We start from the raw sequence: 18748 nt of genomic DNA, 5'->3' as shown, positions 1-18748 counted from the left end.
CAATGCCTTGCTCGTGCTAATCCATTTCATCCATGGTGCTAGCAACTTCTGTCCGGGATGTCCGGAGTGTCCATTTCTTCTAAAATCGTCAATAACAACTTGTGTTGCGGATGATCTGGATTGATTCGAAAATAAATCCATTGTCGTTCACGTCGTTCCAAGATGAGATGGGACTGACGCAATAATTTTAGATGACGACTGACTGCCGGTTGCGAAATATCAAACATTTCGACGAAATCACAGACACAATGTTCCCGAACGTGTAGTCTTCGCAAAATTTCAAGACGTGTTCCATCGCTCAGTAGCTTTAAGAACTGACTCATCTCTTCTACCCGTTTTGCTGTCTCGATCAATGGAGAGTCCTCCTTTCTCTTAAACGTATAATCCATGCCTGATACAGGAGCGAATTTATCTTTTTCGCTTTTCACATAACCATATTATTATATAACGTTTTTGTTATGCAATGATTTTTTCATAAATCTATCTCAAATAAAAAAAATCGCCATCTCATTCGATGACGATTCTTCTTATATTCTTCATGCAACAACACGTCGTGCTTGTCGTTGCTCCCTCCAACTCACCACTAAACATGTCACGATAAAACTACCGAAACCAATCAGTGATAAATGAAGCACCTGTGTCCCTACTGAACCATTCATGAACAGCAATCGACTGAATCCAGCCACGGCATTCGGAACCGGTAAGAACGTTCCGAGCGATTGATAAAACGGTGCCAACATCTTCGCTGGCACGATGTTTCCGGCAGTCATCAACTGGAAAGGAATCAATGCGACATTGATAAGTGGCGCAATCGGTCCAAATATCGCGAAGTTCATCTGTGTGACGGCGATACAGGTCGCGACAACGAGGAACTCGAACGCCCACAACTTCATGAACGGTGTCGTGATGTCCGTTAATACATGTGCCACAGAAACGAGCAGTAACGGAACGACTAGAAGAACGATTCCATGCAACAGTTGGCGACTCCAAAATAGTGACCAGATTGAATGACACTTACTTAAGATCGTGCTGACGAGATTGAACTGAATCCCCATCGTCATTGTTGCGATATAGATGACGAACCCGAGGACGAGTGGCAGCATCGACAAGGCAAAATCTGAGACGGCATGCTCCGTGACGACCGACGTCGTGAACGTCGGCTCACCATTCAACTGTTTGCCGATCGTTTCCGTTGCCCGCTCGAGAATCGCATTCGCAAATTCGGCATTCGTCTGGCTGACGTGTGCCGTCAGTTGACGCGTTGTATCATCCTTTTGTAGGACGAGATCGACTTCATTGGCATCGAGTGCTTCCAACCCTTTCGCTTCGGTCGGAACTGCTTGGACCGTGAACGGTGCTTCTTTTAGTGATGTGACGAACGGGTCGTTCACTTCGCCAACGACACCGACGTTCAATTGATCGAGTCGTTCCGTTGTTCCTTCGTAACCAGTCATCCAGACGACGAGGAACAAGAGCGGGACGACGATCGCGAAGACGAGCCCCACTTTCGTTTGTGTCATTGACCAGACATCTTTCCATGCTTTCATATTACAATCTCCTTTTATATGCATTACTTATAATATCATGTGCAACTATATGTCCGAAGGAAAACCATTCACGTCACATTCCGGTGAATGGTCTCAAGTGTTTCCTTTAATTGCTCGATTTGCTCCCGCGAGAGTCCTCGGAACGCTTCGAATTGTAGCTGATCGAGCTCTGGTCCGAGACGATCGACGATGTCACGTCCTTCTCGTGTCATCAAGAGCAGAACCGCTCGTCGGTCCCGAGGATCCGGTGTCCGAACAATCAATTCTTTTTTACCGAGTTTATCGAGAATCTTACCGATCGTTGTTTGATCACGTTCCGTCACGAGTGCCAGCTGCTTTTGCGAAACACCATCTTGTTTAGCAAGTTCACTCAGGACAGAAAACTGTTCCGGCGTTAAACCGAACGTCTCCATCCGTTTAGCGGCAGCACGTTTGAACGCATAATAACTACGAGATAATTGCATGCCAAGCGACCATTCCGATTCTTTCATCCCATCATCTCCATATAGTTGCACTACTTATTATTTATCCACTATACCTGAAGGAGAGCCAGTCCGTCAACGCTGTCATTTGGCCTGGCGCTGACGAATCCCATCGATATGCGCCTGTTGGGTGGCACGATCGACTTGTGAATGAACCCCGAGTTTTCCCGCGATCGTATCGACTTGACTTGGTGTCAACGCCTTTTCTGTCGCGAGTTGCTCAATCGTCTTACGTAAGACGTTTCGTTTCAAGACACGGACATGCGCTGAAACGACGGTGATCTTTTTGAGTTCACAGCGTTCGCTGAAGACGATCAAGGAGTGAAAGAGCGTAGGATCCGTTCCTTCTAAGAAACGTTGCATACTTTTAAGGTGCCCTTCATTTTGTTTAATCGGATTATAGAACCGTTGCTTGAAGCGATTCTGGAACTGTTGTGTCCACTGACGGTCCTGCTCGCGTCCGAAAATCCACCCGCTGTAGTTTTTCGATTCGAGCACATAGATGCCACTTTCATGAATGAACGTCACATCGATCTCCGTCGTACCTTCTCCCCGCGCACGAGGTAAATATGTATTAAACACATACGTGCCGTATCCTGACACTTGATCGAGTTGACGTGTCGTCAAGTACTCGCCCCATTTCCCCTTATCACGGACAATCCGTAAAAACGGTTCACGTGTCAGTCGATAATAACGACTGTTGTGATACGAGCTGCGTTTTACGAAGAAAAACAGACCAAACGTTCCGAAGAAGAACAGCACCATGATTAGTCCGATTTGAATCAAGAATGGCAAAAATGTCACTAATACATTATCCACTAGATTTATCTCCTTTCCATATTAACCCTTTATTTTCCACTATATCAGCATAATCAATTTCCACCTCGTTTTCCACTATTTGTTATGAATCATTTCCTATGGTACGGTGGACGAAAGGAAGGTGTTCACTATGGATTCTGTCGTCACGTTCGCTCCACTAATTGTCTTATTCTTCATTTGGATGTCCTTATCGCAAAAAGCGGACGAAGCAAAACGCCGCCAACAAACGATTCTAAAAAAATTGCAACGAATCGAGGAACACCTCGGTCTGAACGAAGTGTCTTTAGAAGAAGCAGCATTACAAGTCGAACTGGTTCAGTTGCTTCATGAAGGAAAGACGGTTGAAGCTGTCAAACGCGTTCGAGAGACGCTCGGATCGTCATTGCTCGAGGCAAAACAATATGTCGATCAACTGAAAAGCGAGCACGGAATATGATCAAAAAGACCATCTGACAGCGAAGTTCAGATGGTCTTTTTCAACTATGTATTCATTTATATGCATCAAGTATCAACGAAGGAAATCTCATCTGTTCTGCATTACGGGGATCATATCGTTTCGAACGGAAAATGATACCGTCTGCGCCGTCCCAATCCGCTTGATGGAACACCCCATTCTCATCAAAATATTCGAGAAAACGTACCTGAAACCCAGCTTCTTCGAATACGTTCCGTAACGTTTCGTACGTATAGACGATTTTGTGACTCGCTGCCGGATGGTCAACTGGACCGGGGCCACCGACTTGGACGATTGCTTGGTATGCCTCATCCCGAAAATAACCGTCCGGCACTGCACAACGGACGTATCCTCCTGGTGCAAGGTATGCATAACAATGACGTGCCGCGTCAATCCCTTCTTCGAATGTCAAATGCTCCCAGACATGTTCCGCAAGAATCGCTTGCAACGTGTCGTTCGAACACAATCGTTCCCAATCGGAACGATTGAGCAAATTCAACTCATCTTCTTGTGAATGATACCAACCGGGATTGTTGTGATACGGTCCTGCTCCAATGACGATACGTTCTTTCATGTATCTTCTCTCCTTTCAGTTACGTTTTATCATTTCTTGTTTTCCGCGACCATCCCTGCTTTCGATAAAAAAACAGACGACGGAGAACCCGTCGTCTGTTGCTGTTAATCTCGTGCCGCAAGACGGTATAAGAGATCAAGTAATTCGATGTAGAGCCAGATGATCGTCACGATCAATCCGAATGCTGCGACCCACTCCATTGACTTCGGAGCACCGGCGCGCACTTGTTGTGAGATGAAATCGAAGTCCATTACAAGTGACAAGGATGCCACGATGACGATGACGAACTGAACGCCGATCGCAACCGGTGAGCTACCCGTCATGAATGGGAGGTCGACACTAAATAACGCGAGAATCAAGTTGACCGCATACAAGACGAAGATCGAGAGAATCGCCGCTGTGACTGCAGAACGGAAACGCTGCGTTACTTTAATCATCCCCGTCGAGTAGACGAACCACATCGCAAACGCAACGACGAATGTCGCAACGACTGCTTTTCCGACGATACCTGGGTACATACTTTCGAACATTAACGATAACGCTCCGACTGCCACACCTTCAACGATTGCATAAACCGGAGATAGGACCGGAGCTGTTGCTGGTTTGAATGTGATGATCAAGGCAAGGATCAGACCGATGACGAATCCACCGATTAATGCCGGGAATAGGAACGCTTGGTTTTCTGCGAGGAAGAACCAACTGCCCCCTGCTGCTGCCGTGACGAGAGCGAGCATCAAGAAAATCTTGCTCATCGTTCCGCTTTTTGTCATTGGTCGTTCTCCGACACGTGCTGTATCGAATCCGCGACGCAATGCCGGGTTTACTTTAAAACGTGAAGCCATTGCTTTCACTCCTTTTTATGATTCTGTTTTCTACTACGAAGGTTTCCCGAAAAAGTTTCAAAATAACCATTGATCGAGCGCTTTTAATTGCAACATGACGACTGGGATCGAGGCTTTGGCATCGATGCGGTAAGATTTCGCTTGTCCAATCAAACCGGACGTGACGAAATCAGCGCTTTCGAGCGCTTCGCCAATCGGACCAAACGCATCACTATCGATTTGACGATGGCGGTAATGAATGAATCGTTCCGTCGTTCCTTCTTTGACTTTACAACCATCCTCGACGTCCGGACGATTCAATCCGTATTCCGCATAATGCCAGACGGTCGTCGTATCCCAAGGAGAACCGATATGCAGAATTTGACCATCCGCCTCGATGAAGCGTTCGATTGGTGAACCGGGACCGAAGCCATTTTCTAATGTATGATCGGCAACGAATGTCGCCGCATCTTTCCCCCAGGCAGTCACGGACCACATCGGATGATTACTTCGAACGACGCCGGGATACGTCCGGAAGACTTCCGGTACGCGACCAATGCCACGCGTGACCGTTTTTGCTGGATCATATGCCGGCATCTCCCGACGAATCGTTTCCCACCATTCCTCGGGAACAGCGGGTTGGCTCCAGTTCTTCGGATCCGAATTATCAGTACTTTGCGCCGGCATCATGATTAACCCTTCCGTCGTGACGACTTCCTGTATGGCCTCAATCAATGCTTGTACGCCCCCGGGAATCCAGCCGATTTGTTTGAGTGACGTATGGACAAACAGCTTCATGCCGGGCGACACACCTAATTCGCGTAACGCTTCTTTGATTTGTGATTTCGTGACCATGTTTCGTGTTTCCATCGATCTTATCTCCTTACTCGACGACTAGTGCAATCGTCGACCCCGTTTTTCCTTGTTTGACCTCGATTTTTGCGTCAACTCGTGACTTCAGTTCCTGGACGTGACTGATGATTCCGACCATGCGACCGCTCGCTTGAATCGAGAGCAACGTCTCGATCGCTTGTTCGAGTGATTCCGGGTCAAGTGTTCCGAATCCTTCATCGATGAACATCGTCTCAAGTGATACCCCACCGCTTGCTTCTTGCACGACTTCCGACAATCCGAGCGCAAGGGCAAGGGATGCTTTGAAGCTTTCGCCACCGGATAACGTCTTGACATGCCGTGTTTGCGACGTGTAAGCGTCAAAGACATTTAAATCAAGCCCGTATTTCTTAAGCCCTTTTCCCGCCTCCGTTTTCCGTTCAAGCTGGAAACGCCCGGAGGTCATCTCGTGCAGATGCCGGTTTGCGGCGAACAATATTTCATCGAAGTATGCCGTCTGGACGTACGTCTCGAACGTCATCCGTTGCGCATTCTCCCCGACACCAACGCGAGCGAGTTCGCCGATGATGCCGTATCTCGCATCCTCGTCCTCAATCTGGCGTTGCAAGCTTTCCCAGGCCGCCATCAATTGATCGATATGTGCGCGTTCCTTCTCGAGCCCGACTCGTCGGTCGGTCTGCTCCGTCAGTTCGAGCGACACCGTCTTCACATCCATCCGCAACTGTTCAAGATCCGGACGCACTTGACCTTCCGTCTTCAAACGGGCTTGTTCCTGTTTCAGCTTCAATTCCTGCCGTTCGAGGCGATCTTGTTCCAAACGTTCTTGGAGGTGACGGAGTTCGTCACGAGACCGTCTCGCTTCGCGGAAGGCTTCAATCGTCATAAACGCTTCTTCTTCCAAGACAGCTTGCAATTCGTTTTCGCGGTTCGTTAATCGGTCGCTTTGTTCAGCAGATGCCTCAGTCAATTGACGGAATCGACCTTGGTGTTCCGCGAAGTCACGATCGAGCTGTTCCTTCTCGCGTAGCTGGCGTTGTTTGTCTTGTTTGAACTGCTCGATACGTGTTTCTGCCTGTTGTTGTTCCTCACGGAGTGCTGGTAGCGATTTCGCGGACTCTCCTGATTGGCTTAGGCGACCAGACAAGTGCGCCAATTCCGATTCGATGACGGTCCGGTCTTTGATCATTGCATCGACCTTCAGTTGTAGCTGGTCCATGGATTGCTCGAGTTGTTGCAGGCGAGTCTCAAGACGCGCTTTTTCCGTCTGTGCTGATGCTAATCGGGCTTCCGTCTGTTCGACTTCCCGAAGCTGTGCTGAAACATCCGCATGAGATGACTTGTTTTCACTCGTCTTTTGAATCTCGATCGTCAGTTGTCCGAGACGTTCGGCAACCGTTCGGTACGAGGCTTGTAACTCTTGATGCGCTTGTTGGGCTTCTAGGAACCGCTGTTGCGCTACATCGACGGATAGTTCCTTTACGACGGCGACAGCATGCTGTGGATGCGACGTACTGCCGCAGACTGGGCAAGCCGTCCCGTCTGTCAATCCTTTGGCAAGTTCAGCAGCCAGTTGTTCTCGTTCGTGTCTGCGCGCTTCTTCATACTGGCGTGCCGCTGCCTCTTTTTGATCCCGGACGCTTGTGCCGCGGACGATCAGCTGTTGCCGTTCTGCTTCCAATTTGTCGTGTTCCGCTATCTTCGTCGCCAGTTGTTGTAGGATGAAGCGCCGTTCTTGCACCTGTAAGCGCTCTGCTCCGACGTTTTGCAATGGATGCAGTTGTTCTTGAACGTTCTTTCGCTCCGTCCGTGCTTGTTCGAGTTGCTTCCGTAATGGCTCTGGGTCCAGAAGCTTCAAACGTTCTACTAGTTGTTGCTGTTGTTGTCGTAAAGCCGTTTCTGCTTCCAAGCGTTCGCGCTCTTCTTGAATCTTTTCGAGACGACGACTGAGTTGCTCAATCTGTGGTTCCTCCGCTAGCAATCGATCCACTTTTGCTTGCACGACCTCTTGTTGCTCATTCAAGCGAGCGATGTGCTGTTCGGTTTCCTGTTTTCGACGTGTGAGTTGCGTCAATTGTTCTTGATCCTGTTGCCACTGATCATGAATCGGTGCGACGATTTGAGCGCGTTCAGCCGCCATTGCTTCTTCTTGCATCTGTTTGATTTCCGGTAAGCGATCCAGTAGCAACTGTTCCGTCTGTTGAAGTCGCTCCTGCTCTTGGAAAAACGCTTCAAGTTGCTCGCCTTGTTGCAACTGCGTCGTTTTCTTCTCAACGATCGCACGAGTCTCTACTTCAGCTTGACGCGCAGCCGTTAGCCATTCGTCCCGTTCCGTCGTCAACGCCTCCATCCGTAACCGGATGTCGCCTTCCGTCAGTTCACTCCAGTTCGCTTGCAAAGGTAGTTCCTCAAGCTTGGCCCATTGTTTCGTCTTCGTTTCCTTGATACGTGCCGCAAGATCGAGCGCTTGTCGATGCAAACGTTGCTGGAAGTCACCATAATGTTCCGTCTTAAACAGCTGCTTGAGAATCTGTAGTTTATCTTTCGACTCTGCCATCAACAGTTCACGGAACTTATTTTGCGGCAACAGGAGAATTTGTGAAAATTGTTTATGGTCGAGCTGGATCAACTCTTGAACGCGTTGTTTGATTTCCGGAATCTTGACCGCAAGCGGTTTCCACGTCGTCCCGTCGAACCGTGAAAGCTCGGCTTCATGCGAATAACCGGTTTTATTGACCGGATGTGGTTGACTTGGCTGGCGGATGATCCGGTACCGTTCCCCTTTCAGCGTAAACTCCAGTTCAACTTCCGTCTTTTGCTCAGGCACGGCAAAATGACTTCGCAGTTCGCTCATTTCCCGTTCCCCGCCTGACGTTTCGCCATACAGGGCGAACGTCAATGCGTCAAAGATCGTCGTTTTTCCTGCTCCGGTATTCCCGGAGATGACGAACATCGTCCGTCCGGCAAGTGCCGTGAAATCAATCGTCTCTTCACCAGCAAATGGTCCAAAGGCGCGTAATGTCAGTCGTTCTGGGCGCATGTCGCTTCCTCCTTCAGGACGACTTGCATCGCTTCCGTCGGTTTCTTCTCACGGACTGCTTCATAAAACTCACTGAACAAATCCGCAACGGATGCATCCTTAACTTGCTCACGCGACGCCTTGACCGCCCGCGTACTTTCGCGGACGAATCCAATTCGCTCGAGGTGCAGGATATTCGGATAGATTTTTTTCAGCTTGCCCATCGGATCCATCAAGGCTTCGCCGTCCGTTAGATTGATCTTTAGATAATCGTCCGTTTCTTGTGTCGCGACGAACGCCGGATCTGTCAGTTCAGCGAGACTTCCAGTCAGTTCCCGCAAGTCACGTTTCGGTGCAAGCGATTCGAACCGGCGATCAAACGTACCCGCATCGTTCAACGTCAACACATCGACCCCTTTGACATGATGTGCTTCCGAAAACGAATATTTTAAGAGAGATCCGCTATAACGGACCGTCTCGGATTGAATCGCAAGCGGGTTGTGCAGATGACCGAGTGCCGTATAGGTGAACGGTGCAAACTGGCTCGCGCTGACCTGTCCTGCTGTTCCGACGGACAATTGTCGCTCCGAATCCGTCTCGAGGCCACCAATCACAAAGGCATGACCGATGAGGACACTCGGTCCGTCCGGAATACATCCGGCAAGGATCGTCCGCATCGCATCATCATGTGTCTTGATCGTTTCGTCCTGATGCACGTAACGAACGGTCGCAGGATCCGCAAATGGCACCGGGTAAAACGACACTCCTTTGATCGTGACCGGAGTAATGACCGGCGTTAGTTTTCCGACGAGATGCAGACCGGCCCGTTGGAGTAACGTCGTTCCGAAACTCAACCGTTCGGCTGAGTCATGATTTCCGCTGATCGCAATGACCGGGATGTCTCGGTCGAGAATCAAGGCAGCGAGCGTCTCGTCAAGCAGTTCGACGGCTTCCGTTGGTGGTACAGCGCGGTCGTACAAGTCACCTGCAATGACGATCGCATCCGGTTGTTCGCGGTCGACGAGTGCCAAAAAATCCGCTAAGACCGCCCGCTGGTTCTCGAGCATCGACTCGCCATGAACGATTTTGCCGAGATGCCAATCGGCAGTATGTATCCATTTCATCTTCATCACACTCACTTTTTGAATATAGTAGCTTAAGTGTAGCATGCAAGCGTTCGTTCTGCGACGAACATCCGTTTGGAATACAAAAAGCAGAAATTATCGTATTTCTTAGCGACAATGGTCTAAAGAAGAAGACTCGGTATCATATTAGATTTATTATTTTCGATGTATTAAGAAATCCTATTTTAGACTACTTTCAATATCCAATAAATGTATTTTGTGCTAAGCTAGTACCGTTATATCCTAAGTAATAATTAAATCATGTTAGAACTTCGTAAACTTTAATCGTTATGGATCATCCATCGAAATATGAGGAGGTAAAACATGAAAAGACTTATACTGTTAGCTCTGTTATGTACTTTGTTATCAGCCTGTAGCATCAACGAGTCTAAGCTCAGTTTTAGTGAGTTAAAGATTGTACCAAACGAAATACAAACGAAGATCAATCCCGCCAATACTTTGCAATTGATCAATACGAAAGACAAAGTCGCTTATGTTGTTTATCAGTCAAAGAAAACAGTTGCTACTGATCTTGAGGAAAAAGGAGATACGCTAAAGATTAAATTGAATGAATCTAAAACTCATAAGAAAACGAAGCAGCATGTCTACAAGTTAACATTAGATCCTGAACATAAAATTATCGATGTTTACGTGAACGGTAAATCTACCGCATTTGATAACGTAACTAACTGATAAATCTAGATATAACAAGTAGAAACAACATACATACTAAAACCTCTTCATTTCTTTTGTGAAACGAAAGGGTAACACAAAAAGCAGAAGGCGAATGCCTCCTGCTTTTTTCACTCTTGCGACGAATGTGTTATTTCGTCCGTTGTTTTCTAAATCGTTGAACGGAACGAATCACAGAAACCGATCCGCCGATGATCGCACCGACGCCGACGACGATGCCTGTTTTAAATTTTTTGCCCGATTGTTCTGATTTATGCGTTGCTTGATTGTGTTCAAAAAGTTGTTGGAGGGGCGACGACGTCTCGACTTCGAGAATTTTCGATGCATCCTGATGCACGTCTTCTCTACGTTCGACACTACAAGGTGACAGATAGAATGGGTTCAAGTTCGTCCGGTACCGATCCGGATTCCAGTTGGCTTGCTGAACAACTGCTTGGGCGTCTTCCGTCTGTGCTTGATCCTTGATTGGATCGAATTCTTGTTTCATCTGAATCACTCCTCTTCACGTTCAAAACTTGTAGACCGATTTATGTCTGAAGTCTTATTTACCTGTTTTTCAAACATTTAAAACATATATATTTAAAATTAGTTTTTAATGTTTTGTGAACGTTAGCCGAAATAGGCATGATAGAGCCGCTTCGCTTTGACGAGATCCGCCTCGCCATGAATCAGAACGCGTCCATCTCGGAAAGCAACCATCCGATGTTCGTCCGTCGTAAACGCCAGCAAATATGGATTATGAGCGGAAATCGCAGCGACCGGCTGGAGACGTTGTTTCAACTGTTCCAGATCCCGCTGTCCGTCTCCCCGGATTTGAATGGCATCCCGACCGCACAGTGCCGTGAAACGAACCGTTTGATCCGATAAGTAAGGGTAGGACGGATCGATGCCGCACGACGGGCACTCCGTTTGCTTCAGTGACTGGACGTTAATTTGTTGAAACGTATTCGACCAGACATCAAACGCAAGCAAGCGCGTCCGCATGGCGTCCGTCTTTCCGCTCAACCACTTCAACGCTTCCGTCACCTGTAAGGAAGCGACCATCTGTACAGCTGGTCCGATGATTCCCGTTGTATCACACGTCTCCTGATCCCGCGGTAATTGATCGAGCAGACAATGCAGACACGGCGTCTCCCCGGGACGGACGGTAAACGTGATCCCATAACTGCCGACGCATCCACCGTAAATCCACGGAATCGAACGCATCAACGCCATGTCGTTCATCAGCAAACGAATATCGAAATTGTCCGTCGCGTCGATGATCAGATCGATATCATCGAGAAGCCACGTCAGCGCTGCCCGGTCGACGTCTACTACATGCGCTTCGATCGTCACCGTCGAATTGATCGCTTCAAGCCGTGCTTTTGCGGCAATCGCTTTTGGCACGATGTGACGCGCATCTTCCTCGGTATAAAGCTGTTGTCGTTGTAGATTACTCCACTCGACATAGTCGCGGTCGACGATTCGGACGACACCGACACCGGCGCGGACGAGTTGCTCTGCCGACGCCGTTCCGAGCGCTCCCATGCCGATGAGCAGCACCTTCGCTGATGCCAAGCGCGCTTGTCCCGCTTCCCCGATTGGTTGAAATCGAGTTTGTCGTGAGTAACGGTTCATCGAATCAATCCACTCGTTGGACTACTCGCGACCGCGTACTGTTTCTTCTCGATACGTCCCGCTTCGAATCCGAAGCGCCCTGCTTCGACAGCTAGTCGCATTGCGTGCGCCATCTTGACCGGATCTTGGGCATGGGCGACAGCGGAGTTCAATAAGACACCATCCGCTCCCAGTTCCATCGCATAGGCGACGTCGGTCGGTGAACCGATCCCGGCGTCGACGATGACCGGGACCGTCGTCTGCTCGATGATGAATCGCAAGTGGAGCGGATTGAGGATACCTTGTCCGGAACCGATTGGTGATGCAGCCGGCATGATGGCGTGACAACCGAGTTCCTCGAGTCGTCGTGCGAGCACGACATCGTCCGACGTATACGGTAAGACGATGAAGCCTTCTTTGAGTAATTCTTCAGAAGCTCGTAACGTCTCGATCGGATCAGGTAGTAACGTCTTATCGCAACCAATCACTTCGACCTTGACCATGTCACACATACCGGATGCCCGCGCAAGCTTCGCAAGTCGGACAGCTTCTTCCGCTGTCTTCGCTCCGGCCGTGTTCGGTAGTAGATCGTACTTCGCTAAATCAAGTGACTCCAAGAAATTCGCTTGTTGTTTGTCGAAAATATCGAGCCGACGGACGGCGAATGTCAAGATTTGTGAAGCGGACGCATCGATCGCCTCCTGCTGTACCGTAGCATCCGTATATTTCCCTGTTCCGAGTAATAACCGTGATTCAAATGTCTTTTCTCCAATTTTCAGCATGTTTATCCTCCTCCTACGAAATGAACGATTTCAAATGTGTCATTGTCCCGAACGACTGTCTGACCGTACGCCATGCGATCGATGATTTGTCGATTCTGTTCGACGATGACGAGCTTTTCCCCTAAGCCGAGTTGTGTGAGCATGTCCTCGATCGTTTCAATCTGCTCGATCGTGTGGTCATTGCCATTAATCGTAATGTTCATCGGACTTCCTCCTTCTGGATCAACCGTAATGTATTTGCCAAGACTTCCGCTGTCGCCGGTGCGAGTAATATGCCATGCCGATGATGCCCGGTCGCTAGGAAGATCCGACGAGAAGACGCGGCAACTCCGATATATGGCAAGCCGGACACCGTTTGCGGTCGTACACCGGACCAGACTTCTTCGATGACCGCGTCACGAATCGGTGGATAAAGTCGTTCTGCTGCTTGAAGCAATGACGTGACCCCTGCGACACTGACGCCGACCGTCTCGTCGTGCGGTAGTTCGGTCGCACCGATCAAAATCCGTCCGTCAGCTTTTGGCACGAGGTAGACGGCGGCGTCAAACAGGATCGAGCGTAACGGCTGGCCCGCGAGACGGACTGCGAGACACTCCCCTTTGACCCCATATGTCGCAATCGAAATGCCGGCTGTATCGAGCAAGGCTTGCGAACCCCGTCCGGCAGCGACCGTCACCGTTCGTCCGGTCCAGATTCCCGCATTCGATTCGATCCTGATGAAGTCAACGTTCTCTTCGATATGTGTGACCTCCACCTGTTCTTCGATTGGTACCCCACGCTTTCGTAAGGCATATATCAATGCAGTCGTCAGTCGTCGTGGATCGATTTGACCGACCACTGGAAACAGATGCTCGCGCCCTTTACGCTTTAACAAAAATGGTTGTTCCCGGTATCCACAATCGATGCCTGTTTCTCGCTCGAGACGACGTGCAAGCAGCGGATACAGACGACGGCTTCGCGCGGCAAGTGCATGCAATTCCTCTCTGAGCTCGATGTCCGTCGCAAGCATCCCGGCAGCCGCGCGACTCGTTCCTTGTCCACCTGCTCCGCGTTCTAAGACGACGACGGATTCATTCTGACAGGCGAGACCGTAAGCAAGCGTCAAACCGATGACTCCACCGCCGATGATGATGTGATTCGTCATACCCGTACCCCCTGATAATGCTTGACGGCGGCGAGTGGATCCGATTGACCGAGAATACCCGATAAGACGGCGATTCCGGTTACACCGGTCGCTGCGATTTCAGGCATGCGTTCTGGTGTAATCCCACCGATCGCAATGACTGGTTTCGTCGTGAAGGTGACGACTTGCTTCAAGGCGTCAATACCTCGTGGTGGCACGTCCGGCTTCGACTCTGTCGGATAAATATGACCGTACAGCAGTCGGTCGGCTCCTTCCGCTTCTGCTGCCAGTGCCTCTGCTAGTGAATGGACCGATTTCCCGATGACGAGATTCGGAAAATGACGTCGCACATCGCGGACACGCAAGGACCGTCGCGTCAGCTGCACACCGATGCCGGCGACATGGGCGACGTCGACCCGATCATGAACCGTTAACTGATCAGGCGAATAACCATGTGTAAGGAGCGCTTCAATCAGATCAAGTAATTCTGCCGCCGATAAGTTCGGTTCTCGTAGATGCAGCTGATCCGTATAAGGTTGAAGCGATTGAAAGGTCTTTATTTCGTCAAGCGGATTAATGGATCCCGTCGAAATCAGATGTAAACGCATCATGTTCTTCCTTTCCATACGAAAAAGGACCACTCCCGATGTTGAAGGGAGTGGTCCGAAAATGCGCTGAAGCGCTAAGGATATCTAGGATTTCGAGCCACTTCCCTCCGCTAGTACGAACTAGATCAGGTTCAAAGGGTCCGGATACTTCCGTCTCAGTCTGCTGGGAGACTCCCCTAGTGTCTTTTCGTGTTTAATTGGCTTGCCCCATTAGTCTAGCATGAGTCGCTTTGCTTCGCTAGTCCTAGTTGAGCGCTTCCACTTGCTGAATCAGCTCCGATTTCGTCGGTCGCTGTTGCTCTTGGCTGTCGGCATACGTCTTCTTTAGCTTCAGGATGCGCATTACTTTAGCATCGAGCATCTCCGGCGTCAGCGTTTTGTCTTTGACGGCTTGCATCACTTCAGCATGGACCTTTGTGTAAGCACCTGCCTCTGAAAACATCGCCATATCAGCTCCATTGACGAGCGACTGACGTGCCGCTTCTGCGAGACCATATTGTTTCGTGATCGCCCCCATGACGAGATCATCCGTGATGATGACACCGTTGAATCCGAGTTGTTGACGCAAGAGGTCAGTCAAGATCGGCTTTGAGAGCGAGGACGGATTCATATCGTCATACGCGGGATAGAGAATATGGGCGACCATCACCATCTCGGCGCCCTCTTGAATCGCTTCTTGGAACGGTAACAGCTCCGTCCGCTTCAATTCTTCCTTTGATGCCGTCACTTTCGGTAGCCCGACATGGGAATCGACACTCGTATTGCCGTGACCGGGAAAATGTTTGACGACCGGAATCGTTCCCGTCTCCTGCATCCCGTGCATCAGGGCCGTACCAAGCGTCGCGACGGTATTCGGATCAGCACTTAACGCACGGTCGCCGATGATCGGATTGTTCGGATTACTGTTGACGTCAAGGACCGGCGCGAAGTCCATGTTGAAGCCATAAAATTGTGACAAATGACCGAGCGTACGTCCGACGTCTTCCATTTTCGCAGCATCTGCTCCTTGCGCTATCCGTTGACTCGTCGGTAACCGTAATCGTTGATCCGGTACCCGGCTGACGCGTCCGCCTTCTTCATCAATCCCGACGAACGCATACGGTTTTTGGTTCGTCTCTTGAATCGCACGCGTGAACGTCAAGAGTTGCTCTTCCGACGTAATGTTTCCGCCGAGCAATAAGACCCCGCCAATCGCATGCGTCTGTAACAAATTTCGGTCAGCTGCTGAAAGTTCCGTGCCGGCGACTCCGATGTAGAGCAGTTGATCGATCTTTTCTGACGTCGACATCGTTTTAAGTTGCTGCTTTAATCGTGCTTGTTGTCGTTCCTCTTTCGTTGGCTCAGGTTTCGGTTTCTTTTCTTCTGTCGGTTGCTTCGTTTCCGATTGTGATGGTTTCGTTGGTTCCGTCGTCTCCTGCGCACACCCTGCAAGCAACAGGCAACCGATCAGTACGACTTTCTTCACAAAGGATCCTCGCTCCGCACACCATTGATCGAATAATAGACGGAAATCTCAGCATTCAGGGATTGCGAGACCGAACAATATTTATCCTTTGATAACGAGATGGCACGACGGACCTTATCTTCCGGGAGATCACCTTCAAGCCGGTAATGAATCGAGATCGACGTAAAACGTCGCGGATGATCCTCTGCCCGTTCTCCTTCGATATCCATTTCGAAATGGGTGATCGTCAAGCGCATCTTCTCTAAAATCGAGACGATATCAATTCCAGTACAGCCGGCAACGGCATGTAGCAAGAGTTCGGTCGGTCGTGGTGCTTGGTTTTCACCACCGTTTTCGGGTGCTGCGTCCATCGCAAGATGATGCCCTGATTCCGTCTGTCCACTAAACCCCATCTGTTTGTTCCATGTCACTGTCGCTTGCATCGTTTCCACTCCTTTATAATTAGTCTTCTTCTGTAGTATACGCAAAAAATAGCAAGCCTGGAAATTCACACGCTATTTCGAATAATGGTTCTTTTCCCGAAATCTCGCTTTGCGATACCCGACGAAATCGTTTCATGCTATCCTGTTACTCATAGTTTCGCGCGCAAGCGCTAGAATTGAGGAATCATCCATGTCACCTACTACTCGTTTAAGTCGACGCGATTGGCTCTTGATTGCTACGTTGTCGCTCCTGACATTCGTTCTCGGAACAAGCGAATTCGTCATCGTCGGGATCCTCGCTGAAATCTCCTCAGCCCTTGATATCACGATCGCAACAGCCGGTACGCTCGTCTCGGCATTTGCCATCTCTTTTGCGATTGGTACGCCGATCGTCATGTCGATGACCGGTCATCTGGAACGGCGTCGCCTGATCCTACGTCTCTTACTTGCTTGGATACTATTGAATCTTGCCAGTAGTTTTGCACCAAGTTACGAAGTATTGCTCGCAACCCGCATTCTGACAGCCATCCTGACTGGTGTCTTGATCTCACTCGCAATGGTCGTCGCAAGTGACGGTGTACCTGTCGCGAAGCGCGGTGTTGCCGTCTCGTTCATTTTCGGTGGTTTTACACTTGCGAACGTTTTAGGTGTTCCGATTGGTACGTTCATCGGGCAACACGCTGGCTTCGAAGCCACGTTCTGGCTGACGACGGTCATGGGAATAATCGCGTTCCTCGCTGTTTTAAAGATCGTTCCGGTCCAGCAATCGACGGGTTCTGGTTCGATTAAGGAACAGCTCGGATTGCTCGCTAATCCACGAATCTTGATTGCTTTCTTCATTCCGTCATTCGGATTCGGGGCAACCTACGTCGTCTACACGTACCTTGTACCGATCCTGCAAACAGAACTTGGGATTGCGAAAACGTGGATTAGTCCGATCCTGCTCGCTTACGGCGTCGTCTCGATCTTCAGTAACATCCTTGCCGGCAAGATCGCTAGCAAAAATCCGATGGGACGCTTACGATTCGTCTTCGTCGTACAAGCAATCGTACTTGCTGCGTTATACTTCACGACAGCATCCCTTCCGCTTGGTCTGTTCAACATCGCCTTGATGTCGTTGATGTCGATTTTACTGACGACTTCGACACAAATCTACCTAATTGATCTCGCTGAGAAGTTCAATCCGGAAGCAAAAGGACTCGCTGCTTCATTGATGCCGGTTGCGAGTAACGTCGGGATCGCTTTTGGTTCGGCACTCGGTGGCATCGTCTATGCGAACGGTCCGATGATGAACACGGCACTCGTCGGTGGGCTTGTTGCGCTAGTTGCCGCTTTATTGACTGCAATCAGTCATCGCCTCGATCAACGGTCATGAAACCGTTACCTTATCCTTTTTTTGTAACAGGTCGATGACGGTTCGATGACGTTATGATGATAGTCCCCATCTCGCTGATGATTTTTCAGTATGATGGGGACTATGTTGTAGTAGAGGAGTGTCTGAAAGTGAAAGCATTACACATCATCGGTCTCGGTCTATTGACGATCATCCGACTCTGGCTCGGAATCCAGTGGTTCATCGCCGGAATCGGTAAGTACATTAATGGCTTCGATGCGAAGCCGTTTCTCGAAGGAGCGCTTGCGAAGTCAACTGGCGAAGACGCACTCGTCAGTTCGTGGTATGCGACGTGGATCGAGCAACTCGCCTTACCGAACGTCGGGCTGATCAACGCCTTGATTCCGTTCGCGGAACTCGTCGTCGGGATCCTGTTGATTCTTAGTCTGTTGACGGTTCCTGCACTGGTCGTCGGAAGCATCATGAATCTCAATTACTTACTCGCTGGGACGATTGCGTTAAACCCATTGTTCCTAGCAGCGTCAATCGCCTTACTGGCTGCAGGACGCTTTGCGTATCATATCGGTATCGATCACTGGATCATGCGCTGGTATCGTTCGTCGCAGCAACCGCATCCCCTTGACCGGATTCCAGTCTAACGAAAAAACTCTCCCGTACGCGGGAGAGTTATTTTTTTGTTGCTCGAGAATCGTCTGCTGTGTCGGAACCCCGCCGACTGAGACTGTCCGCTCGAGGAACAGATAGGGTTTGCCATCAACTTCGAAACGACGGTCACCGAGATAACGTGCCGAGTGCCCATCCGTTGCGAGCTTTTGTTCGATGGCTGAGACATGTTCGTCGAGTGAATAAAACCGATCATCGAACGTCAGCGTGATGTTCTTCTTACGATACCCGAGTAAGAAGTTGTAGTAGAACCAATACATGGCACCTGCGAAAACGACAAAAATCAAGAATTGCATGTCAGTCCCCCCTTCGTATAGTCTTTATACGTTGGAAGAAAACGGTAGGTTTCAAGT

At 49.6% G+C, this 18748-nt stretch carries 22 protein-coding genes and 1 riboswitch; of the genes, 4 read left to right on the top strand and 18 right to left on the bottom strand.

Annotation, left to right across the window (positions count from 1 at the left end):
• Positions 1-38 precede the first annotated feature (38 nt).
• The 4 genes from P401_RS0104145 to P401_RS0104130 form a co-directional block, all read right to left on the bottom strand.
• Positions 39-353 carry an ArsR/SmtB family transcription factor gene (locus P401_RS0104145; RefSeq protein WP_029341347.1) on the bottom strand — a complete coding sequence of 105 codons (315 nt, stop codon included), beginning with the start codon at positions 351-353 and terminating at the stop codon, positions 39-41.
• A gap of 183 nt (positions 354-536) precedes the next feature.
• Entirely contained in the window at positions 537-1547 is a 1011-nt protein-coding gene (locus tag P401_RS0104140) for an ABC-2 transporter permease (protein ID WP_029341346.1), read from the bottom strand.
• Positions 1548-1615: 68 nt separating this feature from the next.
• Positions 1616-2038, bottom strand: coding sequence for a MarR family winged helix-turn-helix transcriptional regulator (locus tag P401_RS0104135; protein ID WP_029341345.1), 423 nt, complete (start codon positions 2036-2038; stop codon positions 1616-1618).
• Positions 2039-2113: 75 nt separating this feature from the next.
• Positions 2114-2848, bottom strand: coding sequence for a nuclease-related domain-containing protein (locus tag P401_RS0104130; protein ID WP_029341344.1), 735 nt, complete (start codon positions 2846-2848; stop codon positions 2114-2116).
• A gap of 130 nt (positions 2849-2978) precedes the next feature.
• Here P401_RS0104130 and P401_RS0104125 point away from each other — a divergent pair, with 130 nt between their 5' ends.
• Positions 2979-3284 (top strand): hypothetical protein, encoded by a 306-nt coding sequence (locus P401_RS0104125; protein ID WP_029341343.1) that lies wholly within the window; start codon positions 2979-2981, stop codon positions 3282-3284.
• A 52-nt stretch (positions 3285-3336) separates the two neighbouring features.
• Here the strand turns inward: P401_RS0104125 and P401_RS0104120 are convergent, their stop codons facing one another.
• From P401_RS0104120 to P401_RS0104100, 5 genes are all read right to left on the bottom strand, one after another.
• Complete coding sequence (locus P401_RS0104120) at positions 3337-3876, bottom strand: class I SAM-dependent methyltransferase (RefSeq protein WP_029341342.1); 540 nt, start codon at positions 3874-3876, stop codon at positions 3337-3339.
• 104 nt (positions 3877-3980) lie between these two features.
• A complete protein-coding gene (locus tag P401_RS0104115; protein ID WP_029341341.1) occupies positions 3981-4718 on the bottom strand; it encodes a Bax inhibitor-1/YccA family protein in 738 nt (245 codons plus the stop codon).
• A 57-nt stretch (positions 4719-4775) separates the two neighbouring features.
• Complete coding sequence (locus P401_RS0104110; protein WP_029341340.1) at positions 4776-5567, bottom strand: AAC(3) family N-acetyltransferase; 792 nt, start codon at positions 5565-5567, stop codon at positions 4776-4778.
• A gap of 13 nt (positions 5568-5580) precedes the next feature.
• The gene (locus P401_RS0104105; RefSeq protein ID WP_029341339.1) at positions 5581-8586 is read right to left on the bottom strand and encodes an AAA family ATPase; all 3006 of its coding nucleotides are present in this window, start codon (positions 8584-8586) and stop codon (positions 5581-5583) included.
• Complete coding sequence (locus P401_RS0104100; RefSeq protein ID WP_029341338.1) at positions 8568-9689, bottom strand: exonuclease SbcCD subunit D; 1122 nt, start codon at positions 9687-9689, stop codon at positions 8568-8570. The genes P401_RS0104105 and P401_RS0104100 overlap by 19 nt, the downstream gene beginning before the upstream one ends.
• Positions 9690-10013: 324 nt before the next feature.
• Here P401_RS0104100 and P401_RS0104095 point away from each other — a divergent pair, with 324 nt between their 5' ends.
• A complete protein-coding gene (locus P401_RS0104095; protein WP_029341337.1) occupies positions 10014-10382 on the top strand; it encodes a hypothetical protein in 369 nt (122 codons plus the stop codon).
• A 130-nt stretch (positions 10383-10512) separates the two neighbouring features.
• Here P401_RS0104095 and P401_RS0104090 read toward each other — a convergent pair whose 3' ends face one another.
• From P401_RS0104090 to P401_RS0104055, 8 genes are all read right to left on the bottom strand, one after another.
• Complete coding sequence (locus tag P401_RS0104090) at positions 10513-10869, bottom strand: hypothetical protein (protein WP_023467859.1); 357 nt, start codon at positions 10867-10869, stop codon at positions 10513-10515.
• A gap of 122 nt (positions 10870-10991) precedes the next feature.
• Complete coding sequence (locus P401_RS0104085) at positions 10992-11999, bottom strand: ThiF family adenylyltransferase (RefSeq protein ID WP_029341336.1); 1008 nt, start codon at positions 11997-11999, stop codon at positions 10992-10994.
• Positions 11996-12760 (bottom strand): thiazole synthase, encoded by a 765-nt coding sequence (locus P401_RS0104080; RefSeq protein WP_029341335.1) that lies wholly within the window; start codon positions 12758-12760, stop codon positions 11996-11998. The genes P401_RS0104085 and P401_RS0104080 overlap by 4 nt, the downstream gene beginning before the upstream one ends.
• A gap of 2 nt (positions 12761-12762) precedes the next feature.
• Positions 12763-12963, bottom strand: coding sequence for a sulfur carrier protein ThiS (gene thiS, locus P401_RS0104075; RefSeq protein ID WP_029341334.1), 201 nt, complete (start codon positions 12961-12963; stop codon positions 12763-12765).
• The gene (locus P401_RS0104070; RefSeq protein ID WP_051656237.1) at positions 12960-13904 is read right to left on the bottom strand and encodes an FAD-dependent oxidoreductase; all 945 of its coding nucleotides are present in this window, start codon (positions 13902-13904) and stop codon (positions 12960-12962) included. Before P401_RS0104070 ends, thiS begins: the two co-directional genes overlap by 4 nt.
• The gene (locus tag P401_RS0104065; protein WP_034785954.1) at positions 13901-14494 is read right to left on the bottom strand and encodes a thiamine phosphate synthase; all 594 of its coding nucleotides are present in this window, start codon (positions 14492-14494) and stop codon (positions 13901-13903) included. The genes P401_RS0104070 and P401_RS0104065 overlap by 4 nt, the downstream gene beginning before the upstream one ends.
• An 82-nt stretch (positions 14495-14576) precedes the next feature.
• A riboswitch (TPP riboswitch) is annotated at positions 14577-14679 on the bottom strand.
• 56 nt (positions 14680-14735) lie between these two features.
• Complete coding sequence (gene nagZ, locus P401_RS0104060) at positions 14736-15956, bottom strand: beta-N-acetylhexosaminidase (RefSeq protein WP_029341331.1); 1221 nt, start codon at positions 15954-15956, stop codon at positions 14736-14738.
• Positions 15953-16378 carry an OsmC family protein gene (locus tag P401_RS0104055; protein ID WP_023467853.1) on the bottom strand — a complete coding sequence of 142 codons (426 nt, stop codon included), beginning with the start codon at positions 16376-16378 and terminating at the stop codon, positions 15953-15955. Before P401_RS0104055 ends, nagZ begins: the two co-directional genes overlap by 4 nt.
• Positions 16379-16568: 190 nt before the next feature.
• Here P401_RS0104055 and P401_RS0104050 point away from each other — a divergent pair, with 190 nt between their 5' ends.
• Both P401_RS0104050 and P401_RS0104045 read left to right on the top strand, forming a co-directional pair.
• Positions 16569-17753 carry an MFS transporter gene (locus P401_RS0104050; RefSeq protein WP_029341330.1) on the top strand — a complete coding sequence of 395 codons (1185 nt, stop codon included), beginning with the start codon at positions 16569-16571 and terminating at the stop codon, positions 17751-17753.
• 128 nt (positions 17754-17881) lie between these two features.
• Entirely contained in the window at positions 17882-18370 is a 489-nt protein-coding gene (locus tag P401_RS0104045) for a DoxX family membrane protein (RefSeq protein ID WP_051656236.1), read from the top strand.
• On the opposite strand, the gene P401_RS18235 is transcribed toward P401_RS0104045, so the two are convergent.
• Positions 18263-18691: a hypothetical protein gene (locus P401_RS18235; protein WP_201770437.1), complete on the bottom strand. Its 429-nt coding sequence runs from the start codon at positions 18689-18691 to the stop codon at positions 18263-18265. The genes P401_RS0104045 and P401_RS18235 overlap by 108 nt on opposite strands.
• Positions 18692-18748 lie beyond the last annotated feature (57 nt).

This window comes from Exiguobacterium acetylicum DSM 20416, from assembly GCF_000702605.1.
Lineage (GTDB): Bacteria > Bacillota > Bacilli > Exiguobacteriales > Exiguobacteriaceae > Exiguobacterium_A > Exiguobacterium_A acetylicum.
This window is presented reverse-complemented; position numbering and strand designations above follow the sequence as displayed.

Bases quoted from the DNA above. Each gene is read 5' to 3' on its own strand.
- P401_RS0104140 (WP_029341346.1), bottom strand. From the start codon at position 1,547: ATGAAAGCATGGAAAGATGTCTGGTCAATGACACAAACGAAAGTGGGG.
- P401_RS0104135 (WP_029341345.1), bottom strand. From the start codon at position 2,038: ATGAAAGAATCGGAATGGTCGCTTGGCATGCAATTATCTCGTAGTTAT.
- P401_RS0104125 (WP_029341343.1), top strand. From the start codon at position 2,979: ATGGATTCTGTCGTCACGTTCGCTCCACTAATTGTCTTATTCTTCATT.
- P401_RS0104120 (WP_029341342.1), bottom strand. From the start codon at position 3,876: ATGAAAGAACGTATCGTCATTGGAGCAGGACCGTATCACAACAATCCC.
- P401_RS0104115 (WP_029341341.1), bottom strand. From the start codon at position 4,718: ATGGCTTCACGTTTTAAAGTAAACCCGGCATTGCGTCGCGGATTCGAT.
- P401_RS0104110 (WP_029341340.1), bottom strand. From the start codon at position 5,567: ATGGAAACACGAAACATGGTCACGAAATCACAAATCAAAGAAGCGTTA.
- P401_RS0104105 (WP_029341339.1), bottom strand. From the start codon at position 8,586: ATGCGCCCAGAACGACTGACATTACGCGCCTTTGGACCATTTGCTGGT.
- P401_RS0104100 (WP_029341338.1), bottom strand. From the start codon at position 9,689: ATGAAATGGATACATACTGCCGATTGGCATCTCGGCAAAATCGTTCAT.
- P401_RS0104095 (WP_029341337.1), top strand. From the start codon at position 10,014: ATGAAAAGACTTATACTGTTAGCTCTGTTATGTACTTTGTTATCAGCC.
- P401_RS0104090 (WP_023467859.1), bottom strand. From the start codon at position 10,869: ATGAAACAAGAATTCGATCCAATCAAGGATCAAGCACAGACGGAAGAC.
- P401_RS0104085 (WP_029341336.1), bottom strand. From the start codon at position 11,999: ATGAACCGTTACTCACGACAAACTCGATTTCAACCAATCGGGGAAGCG.
- P401_RS0104080 (WP_029341335.1), bottom strand. From the start codon at position 12,760: ATGCTGAAAATTGGAGAAAAGACATTTGAATCACGGTTATTACTCGGA.
- thiS (WP_029341334.1), bottom strand. From the start codon at position 12,963: ATGAACATTACGATTAATGGCAATGACCACACGATCGAGCAGATTGAA.
- P401_RS0104070 (WP_051656237.1), bottom strand. From the start codon at position 13,904: ATGACGAATCACATCATCATCGGCGGTGGAGTCATCGGTTTGACGCTT.
- P401_RS0104065 (WP_034785954.1), bottom strand. From the start codon at position 14,494: ATGATGCGTTTACATCTGATTTCGACGGGATCCATTAATCCGCTTGAC.
- P401_RS0104055 (WP_023467853.1), bottom strand. From the start codon at position 16,378: ATGCAAGCGACAGTGACATGGAACAAACAGATGGGGTTTAGTGGACAG.
- P401_RS0104050 (WP_029341330.1), top strand. From the start codon at position 16,569: ATGTCACCTACTACTCGTTTAAGTCGACGCGATTGGCTCTTGATTGCT.
- P401_RS18235 (WP_201770437.1), bottom strand. From the start codon at position 18,691: ATGCAATTCTTGATTTTTGTCGTTTTCGCAGGTGCCATGTATTGGTTC.